Annotated in this window: 17 protein-coding genes; 15 read left to right on the top strand and 2 right to left on the bottom strand. The window is 65.0% G+C overall.

Going from position 1 to position 14,630, the window contains the following annotated elements:
* Window positions 1-6: 6 nt before the first annotated feature.
* The 14 genes from cobO (at window position 7) to ABOC32_RS25855 (ending at window position 11,255) form a co-directional block, all read left to right on the top strand.
* Entirely contained in the window at window positions 7-618 is a 612-nt protein-coding gene (gene cobO, locus ABOC32_RS25920) for a cob(I)yrinic acid a,c-diamide adenosyltransferase (protein ID WP_043198530.1), read from the top strand.
* Entirely contained in the window at window positions 615-1,910 is a 1,296-nt protein-coding gene (locus ABOC32_RS25915) for a cobyrinate a,c-diamide synthase (protein WP_426809396.1), read from the top strand. Before cobO ends, ABOC32_RS25915 begins: the two co-directional genes overlap by 4 nt.
* Complete coding sequence (bluB, locus tag ABOC32_RS25910) at window positions 1,907-2,557, top strand: 5,6-dimethylbenzimidazole synthase (protein WP_426809395.1); 651 nt, start codon at window positions 1,907-1,909, stop codon at window positions 2,555-2,557. The genes ABOC32_RS25915 and bluB overlap by 4 nt, the downstream gene beginning before the upstream one ends.
* A complete protein-coding gene (gene cbiB, locus ABOC32_RS25905; RefSeq protein ID WP_426809394.1) occupies window positions 2,554-3,462 on the top strand; it encodes an adenosylcobinamide-phosphate synthase CbiB in 909 nt (302 codons plus the stop codon). Before bluB ends, cbiB begins: the two co-directional genes overlap by 4 nt.
* Window positions 3,455-4,447 carry a threonine-phosphate decarboxylase CobD gene (gene cobD / locus ABOC32_RS25900; protein ID WP_426809393.1) on the top strand — a complete coding sequence of 331 codons (993 nt, stop codon included), beginning with the start codon at window positions 3,455-3,457 and terminating at the stop codon, window positions 4,445-4,447. Before cbiB ends, cobD begins: the two co-directional genes overlap by 8 nt.
* Window positions 4,444-5,898: a cobyric acid synthase gene (locus ABOC32_RS25895; RefSeq protein WP_426809392.1), complete on the top strand. Its 1,455-nt coding sequence runs from the start codon at window positions 4,444-4,446 to the stop codon at window positions 5,896-5,898. Before cobD ends, ABOC32_RS25895 begins: the two co-directional genes overlap by 4 nt.
* Window position 5,899: 1 nt before the next feature.
* A complete protein-coding gene (gene cobU / locus ABOC32_RS25890) occupies window positions 5,900-6,421 on the top strand; it encodes a bifunctional adenosylcobinamide kinase/adenosylcobinamide-phosphate guanylyltransferase (protein ID WP_341797805.1) in 522 nt (173 codons plus the stop codon).
* On the top strand, window positions 6,418-7,473 hold the full coding sequence (cobT, locus tag ABOC32_RS25885) for a nicotinate-nucleotide--dimethylbenzimidazole phosphoribosyltransferase (RefSeq protein WP_426809391.1): 1,056 nt from the start codon (window positions 6,418-6,420) through the stop codon (window positions 7,471-7,473). Before cobU ends, cobT begins: the two co-directional genes overlap by 4 nt.
* Window positions 7,470-8,036, top strand: coding sequence for an alpha-ribazole phosphatase family protein (cobC, locus tag ABOC32_RS25880; RefSeq protein ID WP_426809390.1), 567 nt, complete (start codon window positions 7,470-7,472; stop codon window positions 8,034-8,036). Before cobT ends, cobC begins: the two co-directional genes overlap by 4 nt.
* A gap of 1 nt (window position 8,037) precedes the next feature.
* Window positions 8,038-8,760: an adenosylcobinamide-GDP ribazoletransferase gene (locus ABOC32_RS25875; protein WP_426809389.1), complete on the top strand. Its 723-nt coding sequence runs from the start codon at window positions 8,038-8,040 to the stop codon at window positions 8,758-8,760.
* Window positions 8,761-8,866: 106 nt separating this feature from the next.
* On the top strand, window positions 8,867-9,271 hold the full coding sequence (locus ABOC32_RS25870; RefSeq protein WP_426809388.1) for a MarR family winged helix-turn-helix transcriptional regulator: 405 nt from the start codon (window positions 8,867-8,869) through the stop codon (window positions 9,269-9,271).
* A gap of 64 nt (window positions 9,272-9,335) precedes the next feature.
* Window positions 9,336-10,538 (top strand): MFS transporter, encoded by a 1,203-nt coding sequence (locus tag ABOC32_RS25865; RefSeq protein ID WP_426809387.1) that lies wholly within the window; start codon window positions 9,336-9,338, stop codon window positions 10,536-10,538.
* Window positions 10,535-10,657 (top strand): hypothetical protein, encoded by a 123-nt coding sequence (locus ABOC32_RS25860; RefSeq protein WP_426809386.1) that lies wholly within the window; start codon window positions 10,535-10,537, stop codon window positions 10,655-10,657. Before ABOC32_RS25865 ends, ABOC32_RS25860 begins: the two co-directional genes overlap by 4 nt.
* A 46-nt stretch (window positions 10,658-10,703) precedes the next feature.
* Window positions 10,704-11,255 carry a glutathione peroxidase gene (locus ABOC32_RS25855; RefSeq protein WP_426809385.1) on the top strand — a complete coding sequence of 184 codons (552 nt, stop codon included), beginning with the start codon at window positions 10,704-10,706 and terminating at the stop codon, window positions 11,253-11,255.
* A 707-nt stretch (window positions 11,256-11,962) separates the two neighbouring features.
* On the opposite strand, the gene ABOC32_RS25850 is transcribed toward ABOC32_RS25855, so the two are convergent.
* Window positions 11,963-12,223, bottom strand: a complete 261-nt coding sequence (locus tag ABOC32_RS25850; protein WP_426809384.1) for a DUF2798 domain-containing protein — start codon at window positions 12,221-12,223, stop codon at window positions 11,963-11,965.
* A gap of 115 nt (window positions 12,224-12,338) precedes the next feature.
* On the opposite strand from ABOC32_RS25850, the gene ABOC32_RS25845 reads away from it, so the two are divergent.
* Window positions 12,339-13,268 (top strand): LysR family transcriptional regulator, encoded by a 930-nt coding sequence (locus tag ABOC32_RS25845; RefSeq protein WP_426809383.1) that lies wholly within the window; start codon window positions 12,339-12,341, stop codon window positions 13,266-13,268.
* Between the two features lie 42 nt (window positions 13,269-13,310).
* Here the strand turns inward: ABOC32_RS25845 and ABOC32_RS25840 are convergent, their stop codons facing one another.
* The gene (locus ABOC32_RS25840; protein WP_426809382.1) at window positions 13,311-14,576 is read right to left on the bottom strand and encodes an OmpP1/FadL family transporter; all 1,266 of its coding nucleotides are present in this window, start codon (window positions 14,574-14,576) and stop codon (window positions 13,311-13,313) included.
* Window positions 14,577-14,630: the final 54 nt, after the last annotated feature.

Below are 14,630 nucleotides of genomic sequence, written 5' to 3'. Positions count from 1 at the left end.
ACCCTGATGAGCGAACCCACCGAACGCGACGAACGCCACTTGGCGCGCATGCAGCGCAAGAAGGCGGTCATCGACGAACGCATCGCCAATTCCCCCAACGAATGCGGCCTGCTGCTGGTGCTGACCGGCAATGGCAAGGGCAAGAGCAGCTCGGCCTTCGGCATGCTCGCGCGCGCCCTGGGCCATGGCATGCAGTGCGGTGTGGTGCAGTTCATCAAGGGCCGCAACAGCACCGGCGAAGAGCTGTTCTTCCGCCGCTTCCCCGAGCAGGTGCGCTACCACGTGATGGGCGAAGGCTTTACCTGGGAAACCCAGGACCGCCAGCGCGACATCGCTGCCGCCGAAGCCGCCTGGGCGGTGTCGCGCCAGTTGCTGCAAGACCCAAGTGTGCAGTTCGTGGTGCTGGATGAGCTGAATATCGCCCTCAAGCACGGCTACCTCGACCTCGACCAGGTACTGTCCGATATCCAGGCCCGCCCGCCCATGCAGCACGTGATCGTCACTGGCCGCGCTGCCAAGCCCGAAATGATCGAACTGGCCGATACCGTGACCGAGATGGGCATGCTCAAGCACGCCTTCCAGGCCGGTATCCGCGCACAGAAGGGCGTCGAACTGTGAGTCAATCGCGCCACTGCCCCGCCGTGTTGATCGCGGCACCGGCCTCTGGCCAGGGCAAGACCACCGTCACTGCTGCCCTGGCCCGCCTGCACCGCAACCTCGGGCGCAAGGTGCGGGTGTTCAAGTGTGGGCCCGACTTCCTTGACCCGATGATTCTCGAACGGGCCAGCGGCGCGCCGGTGTACCAGCTGGATTTGTGGATGATCGGTGCCGACGAAAGCCGCCGCCTGCTGTGGGAAGCGGCCGGTGAGGCCGACCTGATCTTGATCGAAGGCGTGATGGGGCTGTTCGATGGCACCCCGTCCAGCGCCGACCTGGCGCGCCATTTCGGGGTACCGGTGCTGGCGGTGATCGACGGCACGGCCATGGCCCAGACCTTCGGCGCCCTGGCCCTGGGCCTGGCGCGTTACCAGGCCGACCTGCCGTTCGCCGGCGTGCTGGCCAACCGGGTGGGTAGCCTGCGCCATGCACAATTGCTGGAAGGCAGCCTGACCGAAGGCCTGCGCTGGTATGGCGGCTTGTCCCGCGAGCGCGGCATCGAGTTGCCCAGCCGTCATCTGGGGCTGGTGCAGGCCAGCGAGCTGAACGACCTGGATGCCCGCCTGGATGCCGCAGCCGAAGCGCTGGGCGCCAGCTGTGACGCAGCCTTGCCACCGCCGGTGACTTTTGCCGAACCCGAACCGCAAGCCTGTGCCGCCTCGCTGGCTGGCGTGCGCATTGGTGTGGCGCGGGACGAGGCGTTCGCCTTCACCTATGGCGCAAACCTTGAACTGCTGCGTAACCTGGGTGCGCAGCTGGAATTCTTTTCGCCGCTGCATGACCGCGAACTGCCGGTGGTGGACAGCCTGTACCTCCCGGGCGGTTATCCCGAACTGCATCACCACGCCCTGGCCGCCAATGCGCCGATGAGCGAGGCAATCCGTGCCCATCATGCCCAGGGCAAGCCGTTGCTGGCCGAGTGTGGCGGCATGCTCTACCTGCTCGATGCCCTGACTGACGTCGCCGGCGAGCGTGCCGAACTGCTCGGCTTGCTGCCGGGCGAGGCGACCATGCAGAAGCGCCTGGCGGCCCTGGCCTTGCAGGCAGTGGAGCTGCCGGAAGGTACCCTGCGCGGTCACACCTATCACCACTCGCTGACCAGCACGCCGCTGGAACCGATTGCCCGGGGCCTCAGCCCCAACGGCGGGCGGGGCAACGAAGCGGTGTATCGCCTGGGCCGGCTGACGGCCTCCTACGTGCACTTCTACTTCCCCTCCAACCCGGATGCGGCGGCGGCGCTGCTGCGACCATGAGCGAACACGCTTACAGCGACGCCGAACGCGCCGCGATCTACCGGGCCATTGGCGAGCGCCGCGACATGCGCCATTTCGCCGGTGGCCAGGTGGCGCCGGAGCTGCTTGGCCGCCTGCTGGCAGCCGCGCACCAGGCGCCCAGCGTCGGTTTGATGCAGCCCTGGCGGTTTATCCGCATCACCCAGCGTGAACTGCGCACCCGCATCCAGGCCCTGGTGGAGGCGGAGCGGCTGCGCACCGCCGAAGCATTGGGCGAGCGGTCGGATGACTTCATGAAACTGAAGGTAGAAGGCATCAACGACTGTGCCGAGCTGCTGGTAGCGGCCTTGATGGACAACCGCGAGCCGCACATCTTCGGCCGTCGCACCTTGCCGGAGATGGACCTGGCCTCGCTGGCCTGCGCCATCCAGAACCTGTGGCTGGCGGCCCGTGGCGAAGGGCTGGGCATGGGCTGGGTGTCGCTGTTCGACCCCTTGGCGCTGGCGGCACTGCTGGGCATGCCGGATGGGGCCAAGCCGGTGGCGGTGCTGTGCCTGGGGCCGGTGACCGAATTTTACCCGGCGCCCATGCTGGTGCTGGAACACTGGGCCGAAGAACGGCCCTTGAGTGACATGCTGTACGAAAACCAATGGGGAGAGCGCCAATGAGCGTGGCCTTGCTGACCATGGCCGGGGTGGCCCTGGATGCCTTGCTGGGCGAACCGCAGCGGCGCCACCCGCTGGTGGCCTTCGGCAATATGGCCGGTAACCTGGAGCGTCGCCTGAATGCAGGTGGCCGCGGCTGGCGCAGCCACGGCGTGAGTGCGTGGTTTCTGGCGGTGGTACCGCTCACCCTGGTGGCGCTGATCCTGTCCTGGCTGCCCTACATTGGCTGGCTGGTGGATGTGCTGGCGCTGTACTGCGCCCTTGGCCTGCGCAGCCTGGGCGAACATGTGCTGCCGGTGGCCAGCGCCCTGCGCCAGGGCGACCTGGAAGAAGCGCGGCGGCGCGTCGGCTACCTGGTCAGCCGCGAAACCCGTGAGCTGGACGAGCCCGCCGTGGCCCGGGCGGCCACCGAGTCGGTGCTGGAAAACGGCAGTGACGCGGTGTTCGCCGCGTTGTTCTGGTTTGTGGTGGCCGGTGCGCCGGGTGTGGTGCTGTACCGCCTGAGCAACACCCTGGACGCTATGTGGGGGTATCGCAACGAGCGCTTCGAGCGCTTCGGCTGGTGCGCGGCGCGCATTGATGACGTGCTCAACTACATTCCCGCACGGCTGGTGGCGCTGACCTACGCACTGCTGGGCAAGACCCGCCTGGCCCTGGCCTGCTGGCGCAAGCAAGGCCCGCTGTGGGACAGCCCCAACGCCGGGCCAGTGATGGCTGCCGGTGCCGGTGCGCTGGGAGTAGAGCTGGGCGGCCCGGCGGTTTACCACGGCGAACTGCATGAGCGGCCACGCCTGGGTGAGGGGCCGATGGCTGACGCCGATGCCATCGAGCGTGGCTGGAGCCTGGTGCAGCGCGGCGTGTGGCTGTGGCTGATGTTGATCTGCCTGGGGGCTTACATCAATGCTTGAACACGGTGGCCGCCTGCTGCGTGCAATGCAGCACTATGGTATCCCTCGCGAGGAGTGGCTCGACCTGTCCAGCGGCATCGCGCCCTGGCCATTCCCGATCCCGTCGATCCCCACGGATGCCTGGGCCCGCCTGCCAGAGACCGAGGACGGCCTGGAGGAGGCTGCCCGTGCGTATTACGGCGCCCGCCAATTGCTGCCGGTGGCGGGCTCCCAGGCGGCGATCCAGGCTCTGCCGCTGCTGCGTGCGGCTGGCCGGGTAGGGGTGCTGACGCCGTGCTATGCCGAACACCCGTACGCCTGGCAACGGGCGGGGCATCAACTGGTTGAGCTGGATGAGGCGCAAGTCGAGGCGACGCTCGACAGCCTCGACGTGCTGGTGCTGGTCAACCCCAACAACCCGACCGGTCGGCGGGTGCCGCGTGAGCGCCTGCTGGGCTGGCACGCCCGCCTGGCCGCCCGTGGTGGCTGGCTGTTGGTCGATGAGGCGTTCATGGACAACACCCCGGCGCAGGGCGTGGTCGATTGCGCCGAGCGCCCGGGGCTGATCGTGCTGCGTTCGTTCGGCAAGTTCTTTGGCCTGGCCGGGGTACGCCTGGGCTTCGTCGCCGCCGAGCGCAGCCTGTTGCTGCGCCTGGCCGAGCTGTTGGGCCCGTGGACGGTCAACGGGCCAACCCGGGTGCTGGCTCAGGCCAGCCTGGCCGACACGCCTGCCCAGCGCGTGCAGATCGAACGTTGCGCTGCCGCCAGCCAGCGCTTGGCAACATTGCTGTCCAGCACAGGCCTTGCACCCAGCGGCGGCTGTGATCTGTTCCAGTACGTGCGCAGCGGGCGGGCCGCGCAGCTTCATGACTTTCTTGCCCGCCGCGGCATCCTGGTGCGCTTGTTCGAGCACCCAGCGGCCGTGCGCCTGGGGCTGCCCGAATGTGCGGCGGACGAACAACGCCTGGCCCAGGCCCTGGCGGATTATCAAAAGGAATCGGCATGACCACCCTCATGGTGCAAGGCACCACCTCCGACGCCGGCAAGAGCACGCTGGTAACTGCCCTGTGCCGCTGGCTGTTGCGCCAGGGTGTTGGCGTGGTGCCGTTCAAGCCGCAGAACATGGCGTTGAACAGCGCGGTGACTGCCGACGGCGGTGAAATCGGCCGCGCCCAGGCGGTGCAGGCGCAGGCTTGCCGGCTGCCACCCCACACCGACATGAACCCCGTGTTGCTGAAACCCAACAGCGATACTGGTGCCCAGGTGATCATCCACGGGCGTGCGGTCACCAGCATGAACGCGGTGGCCTACCACGACTACAAAGCCATCGCCATGCAGGCGGTGCTGGCTTCGCACCAGCGCCTGAGCGCCGCGTACCCGGTTGTCATGGTCGAGGGCGCGGGCTCGCCGGCCGAGATCAACCTGCGTGCCGGCGACATCGCCAACATGGGCTTTGCCGAGGCGGTGGACTGCCCGGTGATCCTGGTCGCCGACATCAACCGCGGCGGCGTGTTCGCCCACTTGGTGGGCACGTTGGAACTGCTGTCGCCCAGTGAGCAGGCGCGGGTCAAAGGCTTTGTCATCAACCGCTTCCGTGGCGATATTGCCTTGTTGCAGCCGGGGCTGGACTGGTTGGAGCAACGCACCGGCAAGCCAGTGCTGGGCGTACTGCCTTACGTCACCGACCTGCACCTGGAAGCCGAAGACGGCATCGATGTGCGCCAAGGCGCCAAAAGCGAGCGTGTGCTCAAGGTGATCGTCCCGGTATTGCCGCGCATCAGTAACCACACCGACTTTGACCCGCTGCGCCTGCACCCGCAGGTGGACCTGCAGTTCATTGGACCGGGCCAGCCGATCCCGGCTGCCGACCTGATCATCCTGCCCGGCTCCAAGAGCGTGCGCGGTGACCTGGCACAGCTGCGCGAGCGCGGTTGGGACAAGGCCATCGAGCGGCACTTGCGCTACGGTGGCAAGCTGATCGGGATCTGTGGAGGCCTGCAGATGCTTGGGCGTGACGTGCATGACCCGCTGGGGCTCGAAGGGGCTGCCGGTTCAAGCCCGGGGCTTGGCCTGCTCGATTACGCCACGGTGCTGGAAGCCGAGAAGCAACTGCGCAATGTTGCCGGCGCGCTGAACCTTGAAGCCGTGCCGGTTGGCGGCTATGAAATTCACGCTGGCGTCACCACCGGCCCTGCCCTGGAGCAGCCCGCCGTGCAGCTGGCCGATGGCCGCTGTGACGGCGCTGTCAGTGCCGATGGCCAGATCCTCGCCACCTACCTGCACGGCCTGTTCGAGGGCAGCCAGTCGTGTGCTGCGCTGCTGCGCTGGGCTGGCCTGGAGGATGTGCAGAGCATCGATTACGAAGCCCTGCGCGAACGCGACATCGAGCGCCTAGCCGACCTGGTGGAAAAACACCTGGACACCGCGCACCTGCGCCAACTGTGCGGGGTGGCCTGACATGCGCAGCCTGATCCTCGGTGGCGCCCGCTCCGGCAAGAGCCGCCTGGCCGAACAGCTGGCCAGCGCCAGCGGCCTGCCGGTGACCTACATCGCCACCAGCCAGCCGCTGGATGGTGAAATGAACGAACGCGTGTCGCTGCACCGCCAGCGCCGTCCCGCAGACTGGGGGCTGATCGAAGAGCCGCTGGCCCTGGCCGCAGTATTGCGTGCCGAAGCGGCCGAAGGGCGCTGCCTGTTGGTGGACTGCCTGACGTTGTGGCTGACCAACCTGCTGATGCTCGAAGACGACCAGCGCCTGGCCGAAGAGCGCGATGCCCTGCTGGCCTGCCTGGAGCAGCTGCCTGGCACCCTCATTCTGGTCAGCAATGAAACCGGCCTGGGCGTCGTGCCCATGGGCGAACTGACCCGTCGCTATGTCGACCTGGCCGGCTGGCTGCACCAGGCCGTGGCCGAACGCTGCCAGCGCGTAGTGCTGACTGTGGCCGGCCTGCCCTTAATGCTCAAAGGAGCTGCACTATGACTCAAGCCTGGTGGCGCGACGCCTGCCAACCCCTCGACAACGCCGCCATGGACCAGGCCCGCGCCCGTCAGCAACAGCTGACCAAACCTGCCGGTTCACTCGGCCAACTGGAAGGCCTGGCCATTCAACTGGCGGGCCTGCAAGGGCGTGAACGGCCAACCCTGGACCAGGCTGCCATCAGCATTTTTGCCGGTGACCACGGCGTGGTCGAAGAAGGTATTTCGGCCTACCCACAGGCGGTGACCGGGCAGATGCTGCGCAACTTCGTCGGCGGTGGTGCAGCGATCAGCGTGTTGGCGCGCCAGCTGCAGGCCAGCCTTGAGGTGGTCGATCTGGGCACCATTGACCCTCATCTGGAACTGCCCGGCGTGCGCCACCTGCGCCTGGGGGCCGGTACGGCCAACTTCGCCCGTCAGCCCGCGATGACCGAGGGGCAACTGCAAGCTGCCTTGCAGGCAGGCCGCGACAGCGCCTTGCGTGCCGCCGAACAGGGCGCGCAGCTGTTCATCGGCGGCGAGATGGGTATTGGTAACACCACGGCCGCTGCGGCCTTGGCCAGCGTTCTTCTGGGGTGCCCGCCTGCCGAACTGAGCGGCCCGGGCACCGGCTTGGACAACGCTGGCGTGCGGCACAAGGCTGAGGTCATTGAGCGGGCGCTGAGCCTGCATGGCCTGCAGGCCACAGATCCATTACAGGCACTGGGCTGTGTCGGCGGTTTCGAGATCGCTGCGTTGGCCGGTGCCTACATCGGCTGCGCGCAGGCAGGCGTCGCCGTGCTGGTGGACGGCTTCATCTGCAGCGTTGCCGCCCTGGTGGCGGTGCGCCTCAACCCGCAGTGCCGGGCGTGGTTGCTGTTTGCCCATCAGGGCGCGGAGCCTGGGCACAAGGCTTTGCTGGATGCGTTGCAGGCCGAACCGCTATTGGCGTTGGGCCTGCGCCTTGGGGAGGGCAGTGGTGCTGCGCTCGCCGTGCCGCTGTTGCGCCTGGCCTGTGCGCTGCATGGGCAGATGGCGACCTTTGCCGAGGCCGCCGTGGCGGACCGCCCGGCATGATCCTCGACCTGCTGCGCCACGGTGAAACGGAGCAGGGCGGCCTGCGCGGCAGCCTGGACGATGCCCTCACCGACAAGGGCTGGGCGCAGATGCGCAGCGCCGTGGCCGAAGCCGGCCCGTGGCATGTGCTGGTCAGTTCGCCGCTGCAGCGCTGTGCGCGTTTTGCCGATGAACTGGGTGGGCGTCTTGATTTGCCTGTGCAGCGTGAACCCGGTTTGCAAGAGCTGCATTTCGGTGACTGGGAAGGCCGTAGCGCGGCGCAGATCATGGAAGACCAGGCGGATGCGCTGGGGCGCTTCTGGGCGGACCCGTACGCCTACACCCCGCCCAATGGCGAACCGGTGCAGGCATTCGCCGAGCGCGTGCTGGCGGCTGTCGAGCGTTTGAGCCGCCAGCATGCAGGCAAGCGGGTGCTGCTGGTTACCCATGGCGGGGTGATGCGGTTGCTGCTGGCCCGGGCGCGAGGCTTGCCGAAGGAGCAGTTGCTGCAGGTTGAAGTCGGGCATGGGGCGCTGGTGCGGCTGGTGATGGGTGACCGCGGTCAACTGATCGAGGCTCACTGAGATGTTGCCGTTCTGGATTGCCTTGCAGTTTCTCAGCAGCTTGCCGGTGAGCCTGCCGGGCATGCCGGCACCGCGCGAGCTGGGGCGTTCGCTGCTGTTCTACCCGCTGGTCGGGCTGTTGTTCGGGCTGCTGCTGTGGCTGGCCAGCCTTCTGCTGCAGGGTACGCCGGCGCCGCTGCATGCGGCTTTGCTGCTGACGGTGTGGGTATTGCTCAGTGGCGCCTTGCACCTGGATGGCCTGGCCGACAGCGCCGACGCCTGGCTGGGCGGTTTCGGCGACCGTGAGCGCACCCTGCTGATCATGAAAGACCCGCGTAGCGGGCCGATTGCCGTGGTCACCCTGGTGCTGGTGCTGTTGCTGAAGTTCTGCGCCTTGTGGGTGCTGGTGGAGCAGGGCATAGGGGCGCAATTGCTGCTGGCGCCCTTGATCGGGCGGGCGGCGATGCTGGGTTTGTTCCTCTCTACGCCCTACGTGCGGCCTGGCGGGTTGGGGCAGGCATTGGCCGATCAGCTGCCCCGGCGTGCAGCCGGGTGGGTGCTGCTGGGCAGTGCACTGTTCTGCCTGGTATTGGGCGGCTGGGTCGTGGCGCTGGCGCTGGCGGTGTTTGCCTGGCTGCGGCATCTGATGTGCCGGCGCCTGTGTGGCACCACCGGTGATACTGCGGGTGCGCTGCTGGAATTGCTCGAACTGGCAGTGATACTTGGCTTGGCGCTAGGCCTCTGACGTCGCTCACAATCTAGAAGCATGCGCACGCTCCCACATGACTGAGCAGGATCATGAACTGTGAAACCTCTTGCAACACTCATGACGCGGGTATATACACGTATCCATGCTGACCAGTGAATGCATCTGTACCCATCTGCGTCGTGCCGCCCGCGGGGTGAGCCGGCATTACGACGAGGCCCTTGCCGGCTTCGGGGTCAATGTCGCGCAGTTTTCCCTGCTTAGGCACCTGCAACGGCTCGACCGCCCCAGTATCACCACCCTGGCCGAGGCCATGGGCCTGGAGCGCAGTACCCTGGGCCGTAACCTGCGGGTACTGGAGGCGGACGGGCTGGTGGCCCTGGCCGATGGCGACGACCAGCGCAACCGCGTGGTGCTGCTGACCGAGGCCGGTAAGCAACTGCTGCGTGCTGCGCACCCGGCCTGGGAACAAGCCCAGATCGAGCTGGTGGAGCGGTTGGGTGCAGGGCAGCGGGATGAACTGGTGCGCTTGCTGGACCAACTGGCCTGATTTGATACGACTATAAGCGGGTATATACCCGCAATTACCTTGCGATGTGCTGGAGATAACGACAATGACTTCGGTGTGGCGAACCAGCGGGTGGGTATTGGTAGGGGCGGCGTTGATCCTGGCGCTGTCTCTGGGTGTGCGGCACGGCTTTGGCCTGTTCCTGGCGCCGATGAGCGCCGATTTTGGCTGGGGGCGTGAGGTGTTCGCCTTTGCCATTGCCTTGCAGAACCTGATCTGGGGGCTGGCGCAACCGTTCGCCGGTGCCTTGGCCGACCGTTTGGGCGCGGCGCGGGTGGTAATCATCGGCGGTATTCTGTACGCCGTCGGCTTGATCCTCATGGGCATGGCTGATTCTGCCTGGTCGTTGTCGCTCAGTGCCGGTTTGCTGATCGGCATCGGCCTGTCTGGCACATCGTTCTCGGTCATCCTCGGCGTGGTCGGGCGTGCGGTGCCGGCAGAGAAGCGCAGCATGGCCATGGGCATTGCCAGCGCCGCCGGTTCGTTTGGCCAGTTCGCCATGCTGCCGGGCACCCTTGGCCTGATCCAGTGGCTGGGTTGGTCCGCAGCGTTGCTGGTGCTGGGCCTGATGGTGGCGTTGATCGTGCCTTTCGTCGGCCTGCTGCGCGACCGTCCGCTGCCCAGCCATGGGGCTGAACAAACCCTGGGCCAGGCGCTGCGCGAGGCGTGCTCGCATTCCGGCTTCTGGTTGCTGGCGCTGGGTTTCTTCGTGTGTGGGTTCCAGGTGGTGTTCATTGGCGTGCACCTGCCGGCCTACCTGGTTGACCAGCACCTCGCCGCGACCACCGGTACCACGGTGCTGGCGCTGGTGGGCCTGTTCAATATCGTGGGTACGTTCACGGCTGGCTGGCTGGGCGGTCGCATCTCCAAGCCGCGCCTGCTGACCGGGCTGTACCTGCTGCGTGCGGTGGTGATCGTGCTGTTTCTCTGGGCGCCGGTGAGTGAGTTCAGCGCCTACCTGTTTGGCATCGCCATGGGCCTGCTGTGGTTGTCCACGGTGCCGCTGACCAATGGCACCGTGGCTACGTTGTTCGGGGTGCGTAACCTGTCCATGCTCGGCGGTATCGTCTTCCTGTTCCACCAGTTGGGTGCTTTCCTCGGTGGCTGGTTGGGCGGGGTGGTCTATGACCGCACTGGCAGCTACGACCTGGTCTGGCAGATTTCCATCCTGCTCAGTCTGTTGGCCGCCGCCTTGAACTGGCCCGTACGCGAACGGCCGGTCGCCCGGCTTCAGGCCCAGGCCGCATGAACCGCTACCTGGCCCGCGGGTTGCTGGCCCTGGGCGCGCTGGTGCTGCTGGCGTTGGCGTGGTGGGGCTGGCACAAGGGCGGGATGGCGTTGATGCAACTGGGCATGAGTGTTTGTTAGGCGCTACCCTGCAAGCTCAAGGGTTGTCTAGCAGGAGAAACGAATCATGCGTGCTCATTGGTTGACGGTGCCGTTGTTGGCTGTGCTTGCCAGCACGTCGAGTTGGGCTGCTGATTGCCCGGCGTTGTTGCAGGGCAGCCTGCCGGAGTTGCGTGGCAAGGGGCAGGTCGACCTGTGCCAGCGCTTTGCCGGCAAGCCTTTGGTGGTGGTCAACACGGCCAGCTATTGTGGGTTTGCACCGCAGTTCGAGGGGCTTGAGTCGACGTACAAGGAGTATCACAAGGACGGCCTGGAAATGCTTGGTGTGCCGTCCAATGACTTCAAGCAGGAAGATGCCGACAGCGAGAAGACTGCCAAGGTTTGTTATGCCAACTACGGCGTTACGTTCACCATGACCAAGACGCAGGCGGTGCGGGGCAAGGATGCGATACCGCTGTTCGCTGAGCTGGCCAGCCAGAGCAGTGCGCCGAAGTGGAACTTCTACAAGTATGTTGTCGATCGTAAGGGCAAGGTGATCGGTAATTTCTCCAGCCTGACCAAACCGGATGATCCGGAATTCCGCGCAGCCATCGAGAAGGCCATCGCTTCGCAGCAGTAATCTCGCTGCACTTGCACTTGCACTTGCACTTGCACTTGCACTTGCACTTGCTCCGGCTTTTGCTTCTAAGCGCGCGATAGTCCAGGCGACGCAGATTGCGACTTCAGGAGGCCGAGCGCTGGGCCCCAGGATGGGGCCTGCAGCGCGGTCCTCCCGGGAGCAAGCCCGAAGCGAGGGGACCCCGAAGCGCAGCGCAGGGGCCGGATGATGGGAGCGGACGGTTTTTGGTTCCTTTTTGCCACGACAAAAAGGGACCCGCCGTAAGGGCGGAAAGGTGACTCAGCGCCACCTGCGCGAACGAATGTCTACACTGTGTTGAGGCCAACATCCCAAAATCAAGAGCTTCTGCGGCGGTATTGAAACGGAGAACAGTCCGTTTGCGATGGCGACGCATACTCACCTTTTCGCCCTTACGGCGAGTCACTTTTTGTCAAACGCGACAAAAAGTAACCAAAAAACGCTGCGCTCCGATCATCCGGCCCCTGCGCTGCGCTCCGGGGTTCCCTCACTCCGGCCTTGCTCCCGGGAGGACCGCGCTGCAGGCCCCATCCTGGGGCCCAGCGCTTGACGGGCATCCATGCCCGTCACCTCCCTCCGCAAGGCCTGCGTTCGGCCTCCTGAAGTCGCGAAGATCAAGATCAAGATCAAGATCAAAAGCCAGATCAAAAGCTGGAGCAAGATCAGTCGGCGTGGTTTGCCGGGTTACTTCACTTTGCATGCACCGTAATCGCCACCAGCCGCACCACCACCGGCCTGACCATCAACACACAAACGAACGCCACTGGCATCGCCAATTGATAGGCCTTCAGCACATTGTTCAGGTACTCCGGGGTAACCCCGGCATTTGCTGCCGTGATCACGAAGCACATCAACAGCGCCATGATCGACGACATGAAAAAAGCAAAAACGTAAGGCGTAGCACCCGGGTGCAGTTTGCGTCGGCTGCGCGACTGGGACAGGTTGCTCATGTGAACTCCTGAAAGTTGAATGGAGGCGCAGGTTAGCAATCCCCTCGGCCGCAGCTGTAGACCAGTGGTACTGAGTTCTTTATAAAGAGATTCTTACGAATCCAAGAGCTCACCCATGGACCTGCTCAACGCCATCCGCAGCTTCATCAAGGTGGTCGAGGCCGGCAGCATCGCCGGCGGCGCCCGTAACCTGGGCCTTAGCCCGGCAGCGGTCAGCCAGAACCTGGCGCGCCTCGAGGGCCATCTGCAGGTGCGCCTGCTCAGCCGTACCACCCGCAGCATGGCGCTGACGCCGGCCGGTACGCAGTATTATGAGCGGGTCAGGCATATCGAACGTGACCTCGCCCTGGCCGAGCAAGCCGTCACAACGCCAGACAGCGAACCCCAAGGGCGGCTGTGCATTGCCTCGACGTCCGCTTTTGGCCGCCACGTGCTGGCGCCACTCATACCCGCCTTCAGTGCCCGCTACCCACTGCTTTCGATAGAGTTGGTAACGACTGATCGCCGGGTCAACCATGCCCGTGAAGACGTCGACGTGAGCCTGCGCATTGCCCCGCAACTCGAAGACCAACTGTTGGCCCGGCACATTGCCCGTATCCCGTTCATTTGTTGTGCCTCGCCCGGTTACTTGCAAAGCGCCGGGGTGCCGGGTTCGCCCGAGGTATTGCGCGATCACCGTTGCCTGGTGTTCCGTTACCCGGTGGATGGGCGGTTTCTGCGCTGGGGCTTCATGCGTGATGGGCTGCGTTTCGAAGCGGAGTTCGGCAGCGTATTGATCAGCGACGACATCGACGCACTGACCCAGATGGCACTGCACGATGGCGGCATCACCCGCCTGGCCGAGTTCATGGTGCGACCGCACCTGGCCAGCGGTGCGCTGGTGCCGTTGTTCGAGTACAGCGACAGTGGCCAGGCCTACGCCCAGACCGAACCCATGGACATCTACCTGTGCCTGGCCGACCGTTTCGCCATGACCGCGAAAGTGCGCGTGTTCATGGATTATCTACGTGAATGCTTGGGGGACAGTTGGCAGGTGCAGGCATGAAAAAACCGCCACGAGGGCGGTTTTTCAGGGGTTACGTACGAATCAGAAGCGGTAGGTGAGGGATGCACCGATACCGTGAGCGCTGTTCTCGTACTTGGCCTGGTAGCTGCCTTTGGTGGCGCTCACCTGATTGACCTTGGTGTCTTCTTCCCACAGGTAGGAATAGGCCACGTCGATGGTCATGTCGTCGTTCGGGCTCCAGCCGGCGCCCAGGCTGAACACCTTGCGGTCGCCCGTCGGGATGCGTGGCGAACGGTCGTGGTTGTTGGTCGGCGACTGGTCGACGGTAAAGCCGGTGCGCAGCACCCACTCCTTGTTGACCTTGTACGACGCACCAATGGCGTGCGCCCAGGTGTCATGCCAGTTCTGCTCTTCGGTGATGGTCTGGAACGCCGAACCTGCCAATGGCGCCGGGACATCGTTCTGCACGGTGATGTCTTTCAGGCGGCTCCAGCGGGTCCAGGTGCTGCCTGCATACAGGGTCCACTGGTCGTCCAGTTCGTGGGTAACCGAGAAGTCGACCGATTCCGGCGTCTTGATCTTCAGCGAGGCGTCGAACTTGTTGCCGTTGAACGGCCCGATCAGCGGGGTGCTGACGCGGGTCTTGCCCTCGAGCTTGTAGTCGACCATCGAGTGGTAGGTCAGACCGAGGCGGGTGCTGTCGGTAGCCTGTACCAGGATGCCGATGTTGTAACCAACGGCGGTATCGTCACCCTTGATTTTCACTTCGCCATCGTTGCGGCCGGGGGTGAACGGGTTGATCAGGCTCGAGCCCAGTTCGCCCTTGATGCGGTTGATGGTAGGGCCGAAACCGATCGAGACCTTGTCATTGAAGGCGTAGCTGACGGTTGGCTGGAAAGTGACTACCTCGACGTGGCTCTTCTTGCCCCAGTAGCGTGCGGCATCATCGCTGCCGTAGTCGGTTACCAGGCCGAATGGTACATAGACACCGAAGCCGACGCTCCAGTGGTCGTCGATCGGCTTGACGTAGTAACCCATGGGTACGCCAACGAGAGGCACCATGTCACCATCGGTTTCCCCCCCGAGGTTGCTGCCCCGGCCCGAGATGTCGGACTTGGCGATGACGGCGGCGCCGCCCACGGTGAACTGTTCGCGTTTGAGCCGGGACATGCCGGCCGGGTTGCCAAACACGGTGCTGGCATCTTCGGCAGAAGAAGAACGTCCCGCGAAACCTGTCCCCATGCTGCTGATGCTCTGTTCGTTCAGGGCGAAGCCTGCAGCGAACACTTGGCTGGATGCCACGGCAACAGCGACGGCGAGGGAGGTTTTGAGCATTACTTTTTTCATTATTAGAAAACTCCTTGGGATCTCCGGGGCGAAAAGCTACCAACAAATCACGCG

Origin of the sequence: Pseudomonas sp. WOUb67 (assembly GCF_050058005.1) — a bacterium.
Lineage (GTDB): Bacteria > Pseudomonadota > Gammaproteobacteria > Pseudomonadales > Pseudomonadaceae > Aquipseudomonas > Aquipseudomonas putida_R.
This window is presented reverse-complemented; position numbering and strand designations above follow the sequence as displayed.

Coding starts and splice junctions, on each gene's coding strand:
- cobO (WP_043198530.1), top strand. CDS start 7: ATGAGCGAACCCACCGAACGCGACGAACGCCACTTGGCGCGCATGCAG.
- bluB (WP_426809395.1), top strand. CDS start 1,907: ATGAGCGAACACGCTTACAGCGACGCCGAACGCGCCGCGATCTACCGG.
- cbiB (WP_426809394.1), top strand. CDS start 2,554: ATGAGCGTGGCCTTGCTGACCATGGCCGGGGTGGCCCTGGATGCCTTG.
- cobD (WP_426809393.1), top strand. CDS start 3,455: ATGCTTGAACACGGTGGCCGCCTGCTGCGTGCAATGCAGCACTATGGT.
- ABOC32_RS25895 (WP_426809392.1), top strand. CDS start 4,444: ATGACCACCCTCATGGTGCAAGGCACCACCTCCGACGCCGGCAAGAGC.
- cobU (WP_341797805.1), top strand. CDS start 5,900: ATGCGCAGCCTGATCCTCGGTGGCGCCCGCTCCGGCAAGAGCCGCCTG.
- cobT (WP_426809391.1), top strand. CDS start 6,418: ATGACTCAAGCCTGGTGGCGCGACGCCTGCCAACCCCTCGACAACGCC.
- cobC (WP_426809390.1), top strand. CDS start 7,470: ATGATCCTCGACCTGCTGCGCCACGGTGAAACGGAGCAGGGCGGCCTG.
- ABOC32_RS25875 (WP_426809389.1), top strand. CDS start 8,038: ATGTTGCCGTTCTGGATTGCCTTGCAGTTTCTCAGCAGCTTGCCGGTG.
- ABOC32_RS25870 (WP_426809388.1), top strand. CDS start 8,867: ATGCTGACCAGTGAATGCATCTGTACCCATCTGCGTCGTGCCGCCCGC.
- ABOC32_RS25865 (WP_426809387.1), top strand. CDS start 9,336: ATGACTTCGGTGTGGCGAACCAGCGGGTGGGTATTGGTAGGGGCGGCG.
- ABOC32_RS25860 (WP_426809386.1), top strand. CDS start 10,535: ATGAACCGCTACCTGGCCCGCGGGTTGCTGGCCCTGGGCGCGCTGGTG.
- ABOC32_RS25855 (WP_426809385.1), top strand. CDS start 10,704: ATGCGTGCTCATTGGTTGACGGTGCCGTTGTTGGCTGTGCTTGCCAGC.
- ABOC32_RS25850 (WP_426809384.1), bottom strand. CDS start 12,223: ATGAGCAACCTGTCCCAGTCGCGCAGCCGACGCAAACTGCACCCGGGT.
- ABOC32_RS25845 (WP_426809383.1), top strand. CDS start 12,339: ATGGACCTGCTCAACGCCATCCGCAGCTTCATCAAGGTGGTCGAGGCC.
- ABOC32_RS25840 (WP_426809382.1), bottom strand. CDS start 14,576: ATGAAAAAAGTAATGCTCAAAACCTCCCTCGCCGTCGCTGTTGCCGTG.